This is a genomic window from Streptococcus sp. VTCC 12886, assembly GCF_049893425.1.
Taxonomy (GTDB): Bacteria; Bacillota; Bacilli; order Lactobacillales; family Streptococcaceae; genus Streptococcus; species Streptococcus suis_AA.
In genome coordinates this window covers 14,091-30,389 of the sequence record NZ_JBMVJB010000009.1, presented here as the reverse complement: position 1 = coordinate 30,389, position 16,299 = coordinate 14,091, and the positions used below count along the sequence as shown (strand labels likewise).

General features: G+C 40.1%; 18 protein-coding genes. 2 read left to right on the top strand and 16 right to left on the bottom strand.

Features of this window, described 5'->3' with window-relative positions; genetic code table 11:
* Positions 1–337: 337 nt before the first annotated feature.
* The 12 genes from ACPC57_RS04050 to xseA all read right to left on the bottom strand — a co-directional run bounded on the left by ACPC57_RS04050 (position 338) and on the right by xseA (position 9,774).
* On the bottom strand, positions 338–613 hold the full coding sequence (locus ACPC57_RS04050; protein ID WP_024385016.1) for an HU family DNA-binding protein: 276 nt from the start codon (positions 611–613) through the stop codon (positions 338–340).
* Positions 614–696: 83 nt separating this feature from the next.
* Positions 697–1,296, bottom strand: coding sequence for a YpmS family protein (locus tag ACPC57_RS04045; RefSeq protein WP_217374143.1), 600 nt, complete (start codon positions 1,294–1,296; stop codon positions 697–699).
* Positions 1,265–2,101: an SGNH/GDSL hydrolase family protein gene (locus ACPC57_RS04040; RefSeq protein ID WP_171989196.1), complete on the bottom strand. Its 837-nt coding sequence runs from the start codon at positions 2,099–2,101 to the stop codon at positions 1,265–1,267. The genes ACPC57_RS04045 and ACPC57_RS04040 overlap by 32 nt, the downstream gene beginning before the upstream one ends.
* Positions 2,094–2,927 (bottom strand): DegV family protein, encoded by an 834-nt coding sequence (locus tag ACPC57_RS04035; protein WP_434065939.1) that lies wholly within the window; start codon positions 2,925–2,927, stop codon positions 2,094–2,096. The genes ACPC57_RS04040 and ACPC57_RS04035 overlap by 8 nt, the downstream gene beginning before the upstream one ends.
* Positions 2,928–3,073: 146 nt before the next feature.
* Positions 3,074–3,454 (bottom strand): hypothetical protein, encoded by a 381-nt coding sequence (locus ACPC57_RS04030; protein WP_434065938.1) that lies wholly within the window; start codon positions 3,452–3,454, stop codon positions 3,074–3,076.
* Between the two features lie 242 nt (positions 3,455–3,696).
* A complete protein-coding gene (locus ACPC57_RS04025) occupies positions 3,697–4,347 on the bottom strand; it encodes an HD domain-containing protein (RefSeq protein ID WP_217374147.1) in 651 nt (216 codons plus the stop codon).
* 130 nt (positions 4,348–4,477) lie between these two features.
* A complete protein-coding gene (gene recN, locus ACPC57_RS04020) occupies positions 4,478–6,136 on the bottom strand; it encodes a DNA repair protein RecN (protein ID WP_434066369.1) in 1,659 nt (552 codons plus the stop codon).
* Between the two features lie 3 nt (positions 6,137–6,139).
* Positions 6,140–6,565, bottom strand: coding sequence for an arginine repressor (locus tag ACPC57_RS04015; protein ID WP_130554553.1), 426 nt, complete (start codon positions 6,563–6,565; stop codon positions 6,140–6,142).
* The gene (locus ACPC57_RS04010) at positions 6,558–7,379 is read right to left on the bottom strand and encodes a TlyA family RNA methyltransferase (RefSeq protein ID WP_130554554.1); all 822 of its coding nucleotides are present in this window, start codon (positions 7,377–7,379) and stop codon (positions 6,558–6,560) included. The genes ACPC57_RS04015 and ACPC57_RS04010 overlap by 8 nt, the downstream gene beginning before the upstream one ends.
* Positions 7,372–8,241, bottom strand: a complete 870-nt coding sequence (locus ACPC57_RS04005; RefSeq protein ID WP_130554555.1) for a polyprenyl synthetase family protein — start codon at positions 8,239–8,241, stop codon at positions 7,372–7,374. Before ACPC57_RS04005 ends, ACPC57_RS04010 begins: the two co-directional genes overlap by 8 nt.
* A complete protein-coding gene (locus ACPC57_RS04000) occupies positions 8,241–8,456 on the bottom strand; it encodes an exodeoxyribonuclease VII small subunit (protein WP_130554556.1) in 216 nt (71 codons plus the stop codon). Before ACPC57_RS04000 ends, ACPC57_RS04005 begins: the two co-directional genes overlap by 1 nt.
* Positions 8,431–9,774 (bottom strand): exodeoxyribonuclease VII large subunit, encoded by a 1,344-nt coding sequence (gene xseA / locus ACPC57_RS03995; RefSeq protein ID WP_434066368.1) that lies wholly within the window; start codon positions 9,772–9,774, stop codon positions 8,431–8,433. The genes ACPC57_RS04000 and xseA overlap by 26 nt, the downstream gene beginning before the upstream one ends.
* 167 nt (positions 9,775–9,941) lie before the next feature.
* On the opposite strand from xseA, the gene ypfJ reads away from it, so the two are divergent.
* On the top strand, positions 9,942–10,850 hold the full coding sequence (gene ypfJ / locus ACPC57_RS03990) for a KPN_02809 family neutral zinc metallopeptidase (protein ID WP_217374153.1): 909 nt from the start codon (positions 9,942–9,944) through the stop codon (positions 10,848–10,850).
* Between the two features lie 80 nt (positions 10,851–10,930).
* Here the strand turns inward: ypfJ and ACPC57_RS03985 are convergent, their stop codons facing one another.
* The 4 genes from ACPC57_RS03985 to ACPC57_RS03970 all read right to left on the bottom strand — a co-directional run bounded on the left by ACPC57_RS03985 (position 10,931) and on the right by ACPC57_RS03970 (position 13,677).
* Complete coding sequence (locus ACPC57_RS03985; RefSeq protein WP_130554559.1) at positions 10,931–11,782, bottom strand: bifunctional methylenetetrahydrofolate dehydrogenase/methenyltetrahydrofolate cyclohydrolase; 852 nt, start codon at positions 11,780–11,782, stop codon at positions 10,931–10,933.
* Between the two features lie 128 nt (positions 11,783–11,910).
* Positions 11,911–12,645 carry an amino acid ABC transporter ATP-binding protein gene (locus ACPC57_RS03980; RefSeq protein WP_217374154.1) on the bottom strand — a complete coding sequence of 245 codons (735 nt, stop codon included), beginning with the start codon at positions 12,643–12,645 and terminating at the stop codon, positions 11,911–11,913.
* A gap of 1 nt (position 12,646) precedes the next feature.
* On the bottom strand, positions 12,647–13,327 hold the full coding sequence (locus ACPC57_RS03975) for an amino acid ABC transporter permease (protein WP_217374155.1): 681 nt from the start codon (positions 13,325–13,327) through the stop codon (positions 12,647–12,649).
* A gap of 119 nt (positions 13,328–13,446) precedes the next feature.
* The gene (locus ACPC57_RS03970) at positions 13,447–13,677 is read right to left on the bottom strand and encodes a DUF1797 family protein (protein WP_130554562.1); all 231 of its coding nucleotides are present in this window, start codon (positions 13,675–13,677) and stop codon (positions 13,447–13,449) included.
* 329 nt (positions 13,678–14,006) lie between these two features.
* On the opposite strand from ACPC57_RS03970, the gene ACPC57_RS03965 reads away from it, so the two are divergent.
* Entirely contained in the window at positions 14,007–16,250 is a 2,244-nt protein-coding gene (locus ACPC57_RS03965; RefSeq protein WP_434066367.1) for an AAA family ATPase, read from the top strand.
* Positions 16,251–16,299 lie beyond the last annotated feature (49 nt).

Genomic DNA, 16,299 nt, shown 5'->3' with positions numbered 1-16,299 from the left:
ATGTGTAATATAGAAAATTACCAAAATTTCGCCCTTCTTTGACGCAAAAGGCTTTTGCTTCATCTCAAACCTCCCAGAGTCACTCCCCTGACTCTTTGACGCAAAAGGCTTTTGCTTCATCTCCAACCTCCCAGAGTCACTCCCCTGACTCTTTGACGCAAAAGGCTTTTGCTTCATCTCCAACCTCCCAGAGTCACTCCCCTGACTCTGGGAGCCCCAAAACACAGAAAAAAGCCCATCACACAAGCTAGAAAGCTTGATATGACGGGCTTTTTCACGTTATTCCTCGCTCTTTTATTTCTAGGCGAGGGATAAAACAGTCTATCCCCAGACTGTTTTATTTTACTGCATCCTTAAGAGCTTTACCAGCTTTGAATGCTGGAACTTTTGAAGCTGCGATTTCGATTTCTTTACCAGTTTGTGGGTTGCGACCTTTACGTGCTGAACGCTCACGAACTTCAAAGTTACCGAAACCGATCAATTGTACTTTTTCACCAGCTGCGAGGTAGTCAGCTACCGCTCCAAATACAGCATCAACAGCTGCTGCTGAATCTTTTTTAGTCAATGAAGTTGCTTCTGCAACTTTTGCAATCAAATCTTGTTTATTAGCCATTTGCTAAGTCCTCCAATTGTTTTCGAGTTATTACTCACCTTAATATAGTACCGGATTTTGGGCATTTGGTCAAGTTTTTTCTATCATCTTTGCACTTTTCTATAGATATCAATAACGATCTGGTCATTGTATAAATCAATCGTATTCACTTTTCCATAAAGTCCAAATTTATTCTCAATAGCAGGTAGTTGAATCTGAATCGTCGCGTTTTCAGCATCTATTTTTACAATATCCGGTAGTTTATAATTTTTTTGAAGATAGGTTAACACTTCTCCTTTTGGTAATGAAAGAGTCCCTGCTGAAATTTCTTGTACTGCTAAAGAAATACTACCATCTTCTAAACGACTGGGAAAAAAGTAGATATACAAAGGAATATCCATCCCCAGAAGCTGATAATCGCCTTCAAAAATCGCTAACTGGCTTGTCAAGTAAACCTTATATTGAAAGGTGTCTGTTTGATACTCTTTCAAATACTCAGCAATGGTAGCATTTAACTGCTCCTTATTGGTCTCAAAACGACCAACCTTTGCATCTTCACTATTTGTTGGAACCAACTTTGTTAAATCCTCACGCTTACTCTCCATACGACTGATCACAACAATACTTGTTCCTAAAACCATAGCAAGCAGGATTAAAAAAAGCCATTTCCAACTATTTATTTTTCCATTCTTCTTTTGTGACACGAATTTTCTCCATTACTGCTTGCTTTATAATTTCATATCCCGTGTTATTAGGGTGAAAACTGTCTTCCCCATATAGTAAATTATTTGCTATCTTAGAAGTATTCACACTAACTCCTTGTTCCCCTTCTAAGCCCTTATACAATAAATCATTGATAGGCACAAAGTAAACCCCTGAGAATTTCCGAGTTCGTGATTCTGTTTCTTGATTCCATTTATCCACAACCAATTGCATATCTGTCAGTTCCGGAAAATTCAAATAGAAGGGATTATAAATTCCAATAACATAAATAGGAAGGTTGGGATTCTTTTCACGAGCACGACGAATAATCTTTTCAAGCCGTTTACCATACTCTGTTGCTGGTTTATCAAAAGTTGAGACATCCAAATTGGTAAAATTTTTTAATATAACCTTCCGCAAATCATTGCCACCAACAGTAAGGGTCATCACATCTGCGTCTTTTAATGCTTCTGCTAAATCTGAGTCCTCTTTCATTCGCTTGTAAATCTGGCTACTAGTATTGCCTGAAATCCCAAAATTTCGGTAGGTCACCTGATAACCAAACTCATTTGTAAATGAGTTTGCTAGTAAAGTAGCAAAACCTCCCTGACCAGTTGTATCACCAACTCCTTCTGTCAACGAATCACCTACGGCAAGATAGTAAAGGGATGGTTGTTCGACTTTTGTACTATCTTCTGCAGTCAACTTTGAACTAGCCTTTGGAATTACCAAATTTGCGAGGAAAATAGAAAGCAATAAACTCAGAAAAAAGAAAACAAGGGCCTGAATAATTTTTCGATTATTCATAGTGCACTAGAATGGCCCAAGCATCTTCCCCTGTATGGGTCTGAATGATAGAACCTGTTTCTAAAACTGAAATGGGAGCTTGAACATAGGGCTGTAATTTTTCTTTCATTTCATTAGCAAACTCTGGGCCACCTGCATAGGAAATACCAATTTCAGCAATTTTCTTATCCGCAATCTTATTGATAAACTCATCGAGCCATTTTTTAAACGTTTTTGCTCCACGTCCCTTAACAACTGGCTCTAGCTGATGGTTTTTCATTTCCATAATCACACGAATATTAAGTAATGAACTGATTAGTCCTGTAACACGACCAATTCTACCACCTTTTACCAAGTTTTCAAGAGTGGAGACACCAATATAGAGCTCCGTTTTTGTCCGCACTCTTTCAATAGCTGCAAGAATCTCTTCTTTACTGGCTCCCTCTTTTGCAAGACGAGCTGCTTCAACAACTTGGAACTTAGCGGCTTGGTCAGTAAACGTTGAGTCGACAACTGTCACATCTACTCCCGAAAGGACTCCTCCTTGACGAGCTGCTTCAACAGTACCGGATAATGCATGTGACAAAACAATTGCAATAATCTGACTACCATCTTTTGCCAAGTCTGAAAATGTCTCTGCAAATAAACCAACCGGTGGCTGACTGGTCTTGGGCAAATTTTTTGAATTTCTCATCAAGTTTAGAAATTCGCCTTCTTTCAAATCGCTATCTGAGTACAAAACTCCGTCTATCAAGACAGATAATGGCACTACCGTAATCCCTAATTCTTCCACCAGTTGCGGTTCAATAGTGGTGCTCGAATCCGTTACAATCTTGACTGTTGACATAATCTTTTCCTACATTTCTCATCAAATTACTGTTTCTATTATATCAAATATTGTATTAAAAATGAACTAGGAGAAACGAAAATGACGACTAAATACTCGAATAAAGAGTGTTTTTAGTCATCATATCATGAAAAATCACAAGATATCTAGCGGAAAAATGTTTTATGAATCGTTAATGATCCCATCACAAATACCAACAAAGCACTTGCATAATAACCAACTGGCAATTGTTGTAACAACTCTTTTGACAACTGAGCAATCTCTCCCAAAGGAATACTGTAAAGATATATAACAAGAATTCCAAGAAAGAGAGTCAACAAAGAATTGATTATTTTTGAATGGATAAGCTGAAAGGTTAGAAGCAAAAATAGGATGACTGCAAGAATTGTCACAATTGGATATTGGCCAAAAAACTTCCAACCATTTATTTGGACAACTGAATAATTCGCTAGATCTAAAGCACTAGAAAATGGTAAAAACAAACTAATACCGAACAAAAGTACACAGAAAAGTTCCAATCGTTTCATCCAGCTCACCTTCTATCTGTTTTATTTTAATGGCATAATTGCCTTTTGCACACTCAGTTTCAAGAGGAAGAAACTCCATTTTGTTGAGATTCCTCTAATGAAACTCCATGTCGTTTTAGATAAAAATTGACTCAAGTATCTTTTGCATATATTTTATTACATTTTTATATCTTTGTAAAGCGTTTTTATTCATCTTTTTGTATTTTATAATGCCAAAATATCATTCTCAATCTATCAACGAGTTAACGTTTTCCATCCCACTCCTGATAAAATTGTTGCAAATACAGTTCCAGAAAATCATGGCGGCCTTGAGCTAGGTTTTTCCCTGTTTCAGTATTCATCAAGTCTTTTAACTTCAGTAGTTTTTCATAAAAATGGGTAATAGCAGAGCCATTAGTGGAACGATATTCTTCTACCGTCATATCCTCACGCACCTTTAAATTTGGAATATGAATCACCCGATTTTTATTGCCAGAGTAAGCCATTGTCCGAGCAATTCCTATTGCACCTATCGCATCCAAGCGGTCAGCATCTTGTACAATCTTACCTTCTAAACTAAGGGGCCTCTGATGAGCTTGCCCACCTTTAAAGGACATATTTTGAATAATATCCATAATCGCTTCAATATCAGACTCGGAACAACCTTGATGAGATAGTAGCTGACGAATGTTTTCCAATTCTTGTTTCTCATCATCAACTAATTTATCATCAGCTAAGTCATGAACCAAGGCCGCTATCTGACAGATAAATAGATTTCCACCTTCCGCTTCTGCTATTCGCTCAGCCATATTTCGAACTCGGACAATGTGCCACCAATCATGACCACTACCTTCTCCTATCATTTTTTCTTCAACATATTTTGCGACGTTTTGTACAATTTGTGCCTGATCCATAACTTCCTTCTCCAAAAAAGAGACTGGAAATCCCATCCAGCCCCTATTATACTAATGAAAACATAAATAAAAATATAGTCATTTGAATTGCTCTAAAAGCTAATACATTCGAATATATTTTTTCCATCCATTACTTATTTAGTAGTTGCTTAGCTTGCTCTCTCGCAGCATCAGTTACCCTATCTCCTGCCAACATCTTCGCAATTTCTTCAATTCGTTCTTCAGGACTGAGCAAACGAACCCTTGAGACCGTAGAATGGTCATCCGATACTTTTTCAATGTAGAATTGGTAATCAGCAATAGCAATGACTTGTGGTAAATGTGAAATAGCCAACACTTGGCCAAATTGTCCAATTTTATGGATTTTTTGGGCAATAGCCTGTGCCACACGACCTGATACACCTGTATCAACCTCATCAAAAATAATGGAGGTTTTGCCTTCTTTTCGAGCAAAGGCTGATTTGATAGCCAACATCAATCGAGACAGCTCACCACCTGATGCCACTCTAACCAGGGGTTTAAAATCTTCACCGGGGTTTGTAGAAATATAAAATTCTACAGCTTCATTTCCTTCGCTATTAAACTTCCCTTTCGTAAAGCGAACCTGAAATTGTGCTTTATCCATATAAAGGTCCTGCAACTCTTGACGAATAACATACTCTAATTGTTGAGCCAAAACATGTCTGGCTGAACTTAATTGGTTGGCCAAGGAAATCACATCTTTTTCCAATAACTTGACGTGATTTTCAAGATCTTCATCAGAAACAGTATTTCCCGTCAAGAGATTGTATTCTTCTGTGATTTTTTCAAAATAGGCTAAAACATCATCAACTGTTCCACCATATTTTTTTGTAATCGTGTTGAGCAAGTCCAGACGGCTCTCCAGTTGTAGGAGTCGATTGCCATCAAAATCCAAAGCATCAACAATATCACTTAACCGTTTTGCCACATCTTCCACAACATAATAGGCTTCCGTCAAACTTGTAGAGAGCAATTTATATTCCGGGTCAAATTCTTCCAAACTTTGTAAATCGCTCATAGCCGAACGTAGATTATTTAAGCTAGAAAATTCTTCATTATCCAAAAGAGCATAGGAATTAGCCAAGGTATCCGCAATCTGTTTGTGGTTCAATAGCTTATCCCGCTCCTGTTGAAGTTGTCTATCTTCACCCACCGCTAAATTAGCTGCCTCGATTTCGGCAATTTGGTACTCCAGCATTTCAATCCGAGCCTTATGCTCTTCCTCGTTCTTACGCTTCTCAGCAACTCTCTTTCTCAGTTGACGATAGGCTTCAAATTGTGTTTGATAGTCTTCTTTTAAGTTCCAAAACTCATCATCCCCGAAACTATCCAGCAGTTGAATATGGTATTGGGCTTTCATGAGTTCTTCTTGGTCATGCTGACCATGGATATCTACTAAATGTTGGCCAATTTGCTTCAAAACAGATAGGTTTACCATTTGCCCATTTACACGGCTAACGGAACGCCCATTTTGAAGGATTTCGCGGCGAATAATCAACTCATCTGCCACCTCAATCCCTTGGTCAGTCAAAATCTGCTTCACTGCTCTGCTATTTTCAAACGAAAAAGACCCTTCAATTTCAGCTTTCGGAGCTCCATGTCGAATCACATCTGTCGTTGCACGCGCACCCAGCATCAAATTCATCGCATCAATAATAATGGACTTCCCAGCACCAGTTTCACCAGACAAGATGGTCATCCCTGTTTCAAAATTTAATGAAACATGCTCAATAATCGCGAAATTTTTTATCGAAACCTCTAGTAACATGGTCTACCAACTTCTAATGGATTGAACTATTTGAGGCATCTTATCACTGTCCTTTAGAATGATTAAAATGCTATCATCATCTGCAATGACACTAAAAATATATTCTTCGAACTGCTCCAAAATTTGGCGCTTGAAAACTGCAGTACTGCCAGGAACCAAGACCAAATTTAGCATCTGCCCCATGGAATCATACTTTAATAGGTTTGATGTCTTATTCTTTTGCCCACTACCCTTTGATAAGCCGTAAATATAGCCCTTATCCTTAGCAGGTACCTTAATAATGCCCAATTCCTTAATATCACGAGAGACCGTTGCCTGTGTGGCATGAACACCCATAGCTTTAAGTCGGTCAACAATTTCTTCCTGTGTATCAATCGGAAATCGAACTACCAAATCTTTAATGACTTCTAATCGTTCTCGTTTATTCATCCTTTTTAAATTCCTCGTGTGCTTGATAAACTACTTTTGTTAATTCCTCTTTGGCAATCGTACTTGGTTGAATGGATTTCTCTAGGTGAGCCAGGAATTCAATATTCCCATGACCTCCTTGAACTGGAGAGAAACTAAGTGCCTTCACTGAATAGCCATTTTCGACAGCCATTGCTGTAACATCTTCCAATACTTTCAAGTGAACGGATTTATCCTTGACAATGCCATTTTTCCCAATCTGCTCACGTCCTGCCTCAAATTGTGGTTTGACCAAGGCTACAACCTGACCACCATCCACTAATATACGATGGAGTGCTGGCAAAATCAGACTCAGTGAAATAAAGCTGACGTCAATGGATGCAAAACTTGGTTGACCAAGTTCGAAATCTCCCAACTCAGCATAGCGGAAATTGTACTGTTCCATACTAATCACGCGCTCATCCTGACGCAATTTCCAAGCGAGTTGATTGGTACCGACATCTACTGCATAAACCTGCTTAGCACCAGCCTGCAACATAACATCCGTAAATCCACCTGTTGATGCCCCAATATCAATTGTTGTTTGCCCCTCAACCGATAATTGGAAAACCTGCAAGGCTTTCTCCAATTTGAGACCACCTCGGCTGACATATTTGAGTTTTTCCCCCTTTAGTTTAAGTTCGATTCCCTCATCAATCTTCTCACCGGGTTTATCGTAACGTTCACCATTGATGACAGATACGACCAATCCAGCCATAACACCACGTTTGGCCTGCTCTCTCGTCTCGAAAAGCCCCTGTTTATAAGCTAATACATCTACTCTTTCCTTAGCCATTAATTCGTAAACTTTCTATGATTTCTTTGATTTCTTTTGTTGAAAATGGGACTAGTTTAGCCACTTGATCTAGCTCGCTGATTGCTTGATTCAGAGTGTCCTCTAGAAAAACTTTTGAGGCTTCTAAGCCCATTAGGGCAGGGTAGGTAGATTTCTCAGCCAATAAATCTTTTTGGGGTGTTTTTCCGATTTCCTCAAAAGTGGCTGTCACATCCAAAATATCATCCCGGACTTGAAAGGCTAGACCGACAAGCTGACCAGCATTTTGCAAATGGTGGATAACCGTATCTGTCTGACCAGCAATCAAACCAGCTGCTACAAAAGGAAATGTCAATAATTTCCCAGTTTTATTGGCATGAATGGTTTGTAATTGCTCCAAGGACAGAGACTGGCCTTCACCAGCCATATCCAACACTTGGCCAGCAACCATTCCAAAGGTCCCAGATGCCTGAGAAAGCTCTCTCACGAGAGCAACGATTGTCTCAGCAGGTAAATGAACTTGAGCCAAAAATCCAAAAGGATCTAAAAAGAGACTATCACCAGCTAAAATTGCAGTTGCTTCATCATAAGCCTTGTGATTGGTCAAACGTCCACGACGGAAATCATCATCGTCCATAGCAGGCAAGTCATCATGAATTAAACTCCCAGTATGAATCAACTCTACGCATGCTGCCACTTGATAATGAGCAGGCTGCAACTCTATCCCAAAAGACTCCAATACAGTCAACAAGAGTAGGGGGCGAATCCGTTTGCCACCAGCTTGTAGCGAGTAAAGGACCGATTGGTTGAGTCGTTCAGCCACTTGAGGCTGGTAAAAGTCAGCCATGGTTTCCTCTAGGATATGCAATTTGTTAGCTACCATTAACCAAGCTCCGCTTCACTACCATCCGCCTGCATGACCTTAACCAAGGTCTTTTCAGCTTCTGCTAACGTCTTTTGTAGCTCTTTCGATAGGACCATCCCTTTTTGAAACTCAGCCAGCGCTTCTTCCAAAGCCACATCTCCTCGTTCCAATTTGGTTACGATTCCTTCTAATTCAGCTAAATTTTCTTCAAATGTTTTCGTCTGTTTGGACATGCTTTACCTCCACATCAAGTTGACCATTCTTCATTTGAATGGTTAGATTCTCGCCCATTTGTACGTTTTCTACACTATCTATGACTCGCCCATCTTGTAAAACCATCGCATAGCCTCGAGCCACAATACGGCTAGTATCCAGCATGGTCAAGGCCTCAATCAATTTATCCGCCTTAGCCAGTTTATGGTTATAGATGTTCGTCATATTGTTTTTCAAGAGTCGTTCCTGCTGGATGATTCTCTCTTTGAAGCTCTCTACTTTACGACCAAGTTGCATCCCTAATAGCCGCTGATTTAGCAAGAGACTAGCCTGTTTCTGCTGGCTATATACTTCTTTCATACGCATTTGCAATTGATTGGTCAAGCGGTCTAATTTTTGTAAATAACCATCATACAAGCGTTCAGGCTGACGAAACATGACTGACTGGCTAATTTTTTCAAGCTGACCTCTTAAGAATTTCAATCGATTTCCCATGGCCTGATAGGCTCTATTTTCCTGCTGATTGAGATAGCCCAGTAAGTCTGCCTTAGTCACAGGTGTTGCCAATTCTGCTGCAGCTGTCGGGGTGGCTGCTCTGCGGTCTGCTACAAAATCTGCCAAGGTTGTATCGGTTTCATGACCGACACTAGAAATAATAGGAATACGGGATTCAAAAATTGCCCGAACGACTACTTCCTCATTGAATGCCCAGAGGTCCTCAATTGAGCCACCACCACGACCAACAATCAGAACATCCAAGTCATCCCGTTCATTGGCTCTTTGTATATTGGCAACAACCTCCTGAGCAGCACCATCTCCTTGAACCTTTGTAGGATAGAGAATGATTTCCACTCCAGGAAATCGCCTGCTGACTGTCGTAATAATATCCTGAATAACAGCTCCGCTCGGACTAGTAATGACCCCAATTTTCTTGGTAAACCGAGGCAACTCCTGCTTAAACTCTTGCTTGAACAATCCTTCCTGTGTCAGAGCTTGTTTCAGCTGTTCAAACTTTATTGCTAAAGCACCAACACCATCTGGCTCAGCTTTCTCAATGACAATGGAATAAGAACCACTCGGTTCATAAAGCTGGACACGTCCGACAGCGTTGATTTTCATTCCCTCTTCAAGTTCAAAGCCCAACTGTTTATAAACACCCGCCCACATCGTCGCCTGAATGACCGCCTTATCATCCTTGAGCGAAAAATATTGATGGGAAGGTCGTTTGCGGAAGTTAGATACCTGACCTGTCAAGTAGACCCTCTCCAAGTACGGATCTCGGTCAAATTTTAATTTCAAATACTTCGTTAGATGACTAACCGATAAATATTCAACCATGCCCACTCCTTCTGTCAGTATCGTACTATTATACCAAATTTCGCACTATTATACAGAACCTAACCCACAAATTCCAAACGCTTTCACGTGTTATTTTCGGTATTTTACTATATAATAGTTTATGAAAGATTAGAAGAAATGATATGGAGAGTTTCTGGGGAGGATATATGAAATTAGATAATTTACGAAAAAGTTCCAATATTGAGGACCGACGAGGCCAATCTAGTTCTGGCTCGTCCTATTCGTCAGGTTCATCGGGAGGAAACGTCTTATTAGGCTTATTGTTTTCACGTCTCGGGTGGAAAGGAAAATTGCTAGTCCTCATCCTACTATTAGCATTCGGTGGAATGTCTAATTTAGGTGGATTGCTCTCTCCTTCTACTGGAACGAATTCTTATCAGTCCAGTCAAGTCACCACCACAGGTACAAATGTGTCTGATGCCGATGCTGAATTTATGAGTAAGGTGTTAGGCTCAACAGAAGATTTTTGGACCCAAGAATTTGAAGCCAATGATTTAACCTACTCAGCACCTACCATGGTTTTCTATACCGATCAGACCCAAACGGGCTGCGGTATCGGATCTGCTCAAGCTGGTCCATTTTACTGCTCAGCTGACCGTAAAATTTATATCGATACATCATTTTACCAAGAATTATCTAGCAAATACAAGGCGTCTGGTGACTTCGCGATGGCCTATGTCATTGCCCACGAAGTTGGACACCATGTCCAAAATGAATTGGAAGTTCTTGGGGCATACCATCAAAAACGAGCACAATTATCAGATGAAGAAGGAAATGCCCTGAATGTTCGTCTCGAACTGCAGGCTGATTACTATGCTGGGGCTTGGGCTAAATATGTAGATGGTCAAGGTATACTAGATGCTGGGGACATCGACGAAGCCATGAATGCAGCTCATGCTGTCGGCGATGATACCCTACAGCAAGAAGCCTATGGCCGCACCGTTCCAGACAGTTTCACCCATGGAACCTCCGAACAACGAAAAAAATGGTTTAACCTTGGGTACACCTATGGTGATCTTGCCCATGCAGATACATTTTCAGTAGAAAATCCCTAATAAAAATCCTCAATCATCTGTGCATGATTGGGGATTTTTGATTTATTCGTTTGTTTTTATCTCATCCATAAAAGTTGAAACTAGTACTTTTCACTTCTGACGCAAGCTTCATATGTCTGTTCCATCAGCATGGTAATGGTCATTGGACCAACTCCTCCTGGGACTGGTGTGATGTAGCTTGCAACTTCTGCTACCTCATCATACTGGACATCACCAATCAGCTTGCCATTTGCATCTCGGTTCATACCAACATCAATCACCACTGCCCCTGGTTTGACAAATTCCTTGGTAACAAAATGTCCACGCCCAATGGCAACGACAAGAATATCAGCTTGTCTAGCTAATTCTGGCAGATTTTTTGTCCGAGAATGAGCAATCGTGACAGTCGCATTTGCATCTAAAAGTAACTGCGCCATCGGCTTTCCAACAATGTTTGAACGACCGATAACCACAGCCGTTTTTCCTTCTAGCTCGATCTGATATTCTTTGAACATCTCCATAATCCCTGCTGGTGTTGAAGGAATCATAACTGGATGTCCTGACCAGAATTTCCCCATATTAGTCGGATGGAAACCATCTACATCCTTATCTGGATCAATTGCCAATAAAACCTTTTCCTCACTGATATGGACAGGTAAAGGCAACTGGACTAAAATACCATGCCATTCAGAATCTTGATTATAGCGTTCGATTAATGCCAAGAGCTCCTTTTCAGAAATCGTATCTGGTACTCGTACTACTTCGCTCTTAAACCCTGCTGCTAAGGCTGAACGTTCTTTATTCCGGACATAGACCTGACTTGCTGGATTTTCACCCACTAAAATCACTACAAGTCCCGGAATCAATCCTTTTTCTGCCTTCAATTGAGCTGTTTTCTCTGCTAAAGCTGCTTGCATTTTTGCTGCTAATGCCTTACCATCAATGACTGTCATTTCAATATCTCCTCTAGTTTTTTTCTATTATATCGTAAAACCATTCGTCTGACTATGGACGATTCCTTGAAAATCCAACATATAGAAAAACTCCGAACGTTTTCGGAGTTATCCTGTTGTATCTATCGTTATAGGATTTTCGATAAGAAATCTTTCGTCCGTTCTTCTCTCGTGTGTTCGAACACATCTTCAGGAGTTCCATCTTCAACGATTACTCCTCCATCCATAAAGATGACCCGATCAGCAACTTCTCTTGCAAAACCCATTTCGTGGGTTACAATCACCATGGTCATGCCCGATTTAGCCAAATCCTGCATAACCGATAAGACCTCACCGACCATCTCAGGGTCCAAGGCAGACGTAGGCTCATCAAAAAGCAAAACATCTGGATCCATTGCCAATCCGCGAGCAATTGCAATACGTTGCTGTTGCCCACCTGATAAACTCTGTGGATAAGCAGTCGCCTTCTCTGGTAGCCCAACCTTAGCCAGTAGGTCCATGGCTTTCTTCTCAGCATCTGCCTTCTTCATTCCCTTTGTCTTAATTGGTGATAAGGTAATATTTTCCAAGACTGTCATATTAGGGAAGAGATTAAATTGTTGAAATACCATCCCCATTTTTTCACGCATCTTAAAGATATCATTTGACTTATCAGTGATATCGACACCTTCAAATGTAACATTTCCCTTAGTAGGCACCTCTAAAAGGTTCATTGTCCGTAGAAATGTTGATTTCCCAGAACCTGATGGACCGATAATTACAACAACTTCTCCCTGTTGGATGTCCAAATCAATACCCTTTAACACTTCATTATCTCCGAAGTATTTGTGCAAACCCTTAATAGAAATAATAACCTCTGCCATATCAATGTCCCCCCTTATTCAATTTTTTCTCAAAGTATTGGATGCCCAACGTTAACACACTTGTCACAATCAAATAATAGAAGGCTGCAAATAACAAAGGCTCCGTTGTAATGTAAGTTGACGCAGAGACCGTAGTCGCTCCATTCCACAATTCAACAACGCCGATTGTTGATAAAAGGGAACTATCTTTTACAATTGTTACAAATTCATTCCCCAAGGCAGGTAGGATATTCTTGATAGCTTGAGGCATGATGACATAGCGCATAGCTTGATGAGGACGGATACCAAGTGAGTAGGCTGCTTCCAATTGTCCCTTCGGAACAGCATTAATCCCCGCACGTACTGTTTCGGATACATAAGCCCCTGAGTTCATCGATAGAATAACTATCCCTGGAATCAGGCGAGACAAATCGACTGATAAAATACCTAACTGAAAAGTTGGAGCAACTAAATGAGTCATGGTAAAACCAATCATAATCTGTACAACCATAGGAGTCCCACGGAAAATCCACACATAAATATTAGCAAACCAGACAAGTAATTTATATTTACTCCGTTGTGCAAAAGCCAATAAAACACCCAAAATACTACCAAAGACAACAACAAATACAGCGATAATAAGGGTAACTAATACACCATAATTAAAATAAGCCCAATAATCAGGCAAAAAAGAAAAATTCATATCTCCACTCCTCAAAAGACGTATACTACAATTATATCATTTTCGAATAAATATGCAACTGCCTAGATTAATTATTCACAAAAGAAAAAGCACCGGTGGCGCTTTTAACTATCCTGTATTTAGTACAACAATTCGTAAATTTCCATTGCAATTAAGTCAATGCTGTCAAACGTATACGTCTCACGAGCAGCAACATCACGTAGGGTAAATACTGAACCATTTTCTTCGTCATAGCTGTAGGCAACTTCTGCAACGACAACACCATCACGTTCAAAATTACGTTTCATGGTACCACCATCACTGGCCATGGCTTCAAGACGATTGATAATTCTCACCAAATGTGATTCCATATTCATTCTCCTCTTCTTAATATAGAAATATTCTACCATAATTTTGTGAAAAAGTCTTATTTTTACGTAATTTTCTTCCCCCAATTTTTAGTAAAAAGAAATACTAGAATGCATATCAGTTTCTTGCATTTTCTCCAAAACTTGATATAATTAAAATAGAACTGACCTTTATTGACTATTCAATAAAGACCTTACTTCGTGGAAATTCATCTGATTGCATAATTGTATGTGATTCAATCTATACACAATATTCTAACATTCAATTAGGAAAATATGAGATTAATTTTCACAGGTTTTTGTAATGTTACTATTAGAAAAGAGGTAATTGAATGCTCTGTACAAACTGTAAAATAAATGATGCTACCATTCATCTCTATGCAAATATGAATGGCAAACAACAAAAAGTTGACCTTTGCCATAATTGTTATCAAATTATGAAAACAGATCCAAATAATGCTGTTTTACGTGGCTTAGGGGACTTAACTAATCCAAACAATATGGATCCCTTTAGTGAATTTTTCAATCATTTAGGTGGTTACCCTGGTAATACCCCAGCTGGTAAGAATCGAGATCAAACACCTCCTACTCAATCTGGCGGTGGCAACGGTGGTGATCGATTCAATCAACCAAATGCTGGTCGAACCCAAACAGTCCCGCAACCAAATGGATTGCTGGAAGAATTTGGGATTAATGTTACTGAGATTGCACGACGTGGAGATATTGACCCCGTTATTGGACGCGATCAAGAAATCACTCGGGTGATTGAAATTTTGAACCGTCGCACCAAAAACAACCCCGTTCTTATCGGTGAACCCGGTGTTGGTAAAACTGCAGTCGTTGAAGGACTAGCACAAAAAATTGTAGACGGGGACGTTCCACATAAACTTCAAAACAAAGAAGTCATTCGATTAGACGTTGTCAGCCTTGTTCAAGGAACAGGAATCCGAGGTCAATTTGAAGAACGCATGCAAAAACTCATGGAAGAAATTCGGAACCGACGTGAAGTTATTCTCTTCATTGATGAAATTCATGAGATTGTCGGAGCTGGTTCTGCAGGAGATGGGAACATGGATGCGGGCAATATTCTAAAACCCGCCCTCGCTCGTGGTGAAATGCAACTGGTTGGTGCTACTACTTTAAATGAATACCGCATTATTGAAAAAGATGCAGCTCTTGAACGTCGGATGCAACCTGTAAAAGTTGACGAACCAAGCGTTGAAGAAACAATCACTATCTTAAAAGGTATTCAGAATAAATACCAAGACTACCACCATGTAAAATATTCCCCTGAGGCAATTGAAGCTGCGGCCGTATTATCCAACCGCTATATTCAAGACCGATTCTTACCTGACAAAGCGATTGATTTGCTAGACGAAGCTGGGTCAAAAATGAACTTAACCTTGAACTTCGTGGATCCTAAAGAAATTGACCAACGGATAATTGATGCCGAAAATCGTAAAGAACAAGCAACTCGTGATGAAGATTACGAAAAAGCTGCCTATTATCGTGACCAAATTGCTAAATATAAAGAAATGCAAAAGGCAACGATTAGTGAGGAGGATATTCCTCTCATTACCGAAAAAGAAATTGAAGCCATCATTGAACAAAAAACAAATATCCCCGTTGGCGAGCTGAAAGAAAAAGAACAGTCTCAATTGATACATTTGGCAAGTGATCTCAAAGCGCATGTCATTGGACAAGACGATGCTGTTGATAAGATTGCAAAAGCAATCCGTCGCAATCGTGTAGGACTTGGAGCACCAAATCGTCCAATTGGTTCCTTCTTATTCGTAGGACCTACTGGCGTCGGTAAAACAGAATTATCAAAACAATTAGCCATTGAGCTCTTCGGTTCAGCGGACAGCATGATTCGATTTGATATGTCTGAATATATGGAAAAACACGCAGTTGCAAAACTAGTCGGTGCCCCTCCTGGATATGTGGGGTATGAAGAAGCTGGCCAACTAACAGAAAAAGTCCGTCGCAATCCATACTCACTCATTCTCCTTGATGAAGTTGAAAAGGCGCATCCAGATGTGATGCACATGTTCCTACAAGTTCTTGATGACGGTCGACTGACAGATGGACAAGGGCGAACAGTAAGCTTCAAAGATACCATTATCATTATGACTTCAAATGCTGGTACAGGTAATGTTGAGGCCAGCGTGGGATTTGGAGCCGCTATGGAAGGTCGTACACAATCTGTTCTTGACCAACTCGGTAATTTCTTCACTCCCGAATTCATGAACCGCTTCGATGGAATTATTGAATTCCAACCACTTACAAAAGAAAATCTGCTCCAAATTGTCAGTCTCATGCTGGAAGACGTCAACCGTCGCTTATCTACAAACGGTATTCGACTACAAGTGACCGATAAAGTAAAGGAAAAATTAGTTGATCTTGGTTACGATCCTAAAATGGGTGCACGTCCCCTTCGCAGGACCATTCAAGACCAAATTGAAGATGCCATTACCGATTTCTATTTAGAGAATCCTAATGAGAAAGATTTACGAGGTGTCATGACCAATAATGGCACCATCCAAATCAAAGCTCAAACGCTAAAAGAAAAATAAAACATGCTAGCGGAGGCATCCGGATAGGTTGTCCCGCTCTTTTTATCTC

Coding starts and splice junctions, on each gene's coding strand:
- ACPC57_RS03985 (WP_130554559.1), bottom strand. CDS start 11,782: ATGACAGTCATTGATGGTAAGGCATTAGCAGCAAAAATGCAAGCAGCT.
- xseA (WP_434066368.1), bottom strand. CDS start 9,774: ATGGTTGAATATTTATCGGTTAGTCATCTAACGAAGTATTTGAAATTA.
- ACPC57_RS04000 (WP_130554556.1), bottom strand. CDS start 8,456: ATGTCCAAACAGACGAAAACATTTGAAGAAAATTTAGCTGAATTAGAA.
- ACPC57_RS04005 (WP_130554555.1), bottom strand. CDS start 8,241: ATGGTAGCTAACAAATTGCATATCCTAGAGGAAACCATGGCTGACTTT.
- ypfJ (WP_217374153.1), top strand. CDS start 9,942: ATGAAATTAGATAATTTACGAAAAAGTTCCAATATTGAGGACCGACGA.
- ACPC57_RS04050 (WP_024385016.1), bottom strand. CDS start 613: ATGGCTAATAAACAAGATTTGATTGCAAAAGTTGCAGAAGCAACTTCA.
- ACPC57_RS04040 (WP_171989196.1), bottom strand. CDS start 2,101: ATGAATAATCGAAAAATTATTCAGGCCCTTGTTTTCTTTTTTCTGAGT.
- ACPC57_RS04035 (WP_434065939.1), bottom strand. CDS start 2,927: ATGTCAACAGTCAAGATTGTAACGGATTCGAGCACCACTATTGAACCG.
- ACPC57_RS03965 (WP_434066367.1), top strand. CDS start 14,007: ATGCTCTGTACAAACTGTAAAATAAATGATGCTACCATTCATCTCTAT.
- ACPC57_RS04030 (WP_434065938.1), bottom strand. CDS start 3,454: ATGAAACGATTGGAACTTTTCTGTGTACTTTTGTTCGGTATTAGTTTG.
- recN (WP_434066369.1), bottom strand. CDS start 6,136: ATGTTACTAGAGGTTTCGATAAAAAATTTCGCGATTATTGAGCATGTT.
- ACPC57_RS04025 (WP_217374147.1), bottom strand. CDS start 4,347: ATGGATCAGGCACAAATTGTACAAAACGTCGCAAAATATGTTGAAGAA.
- ACPC57_RS04010 (WP_130554554.1), bottom strand. CDS start 7,379: ATGGCTAAGGAAAGAGTAGATGTATTAGCTTATAAACAGGGGCTTTTC.
- ACPC57_RS03980 (WP_217374154.1), bottom strand. CDS start 12,645: ATGGCAGAGGTTATTATTTCTATTAAGGGTTTGCACAAATACTTCGGA.
- ACPC57_RS03975 (WP_217374155.1), bottom strand. CDS start 13,327: ATGAATTTTTCTTTTTTGCCTGATTATTGGGCTTATTTTAATTATGGT.
- ACPC57_RS03970 (WP_130554562.1), bottom strand. CDS start 13,677: ATGGAATCACATTTGGTGAGAATTATCAATCGTCTTGAAGCCATGGCC.
- ACPC57_RS04015 (WP_130554553.1), bottom strand. CDS start 6,565: ATGAATAAACGAGAACGATTAGAAGTCATTAAAGATTTGGTAGTTCGA.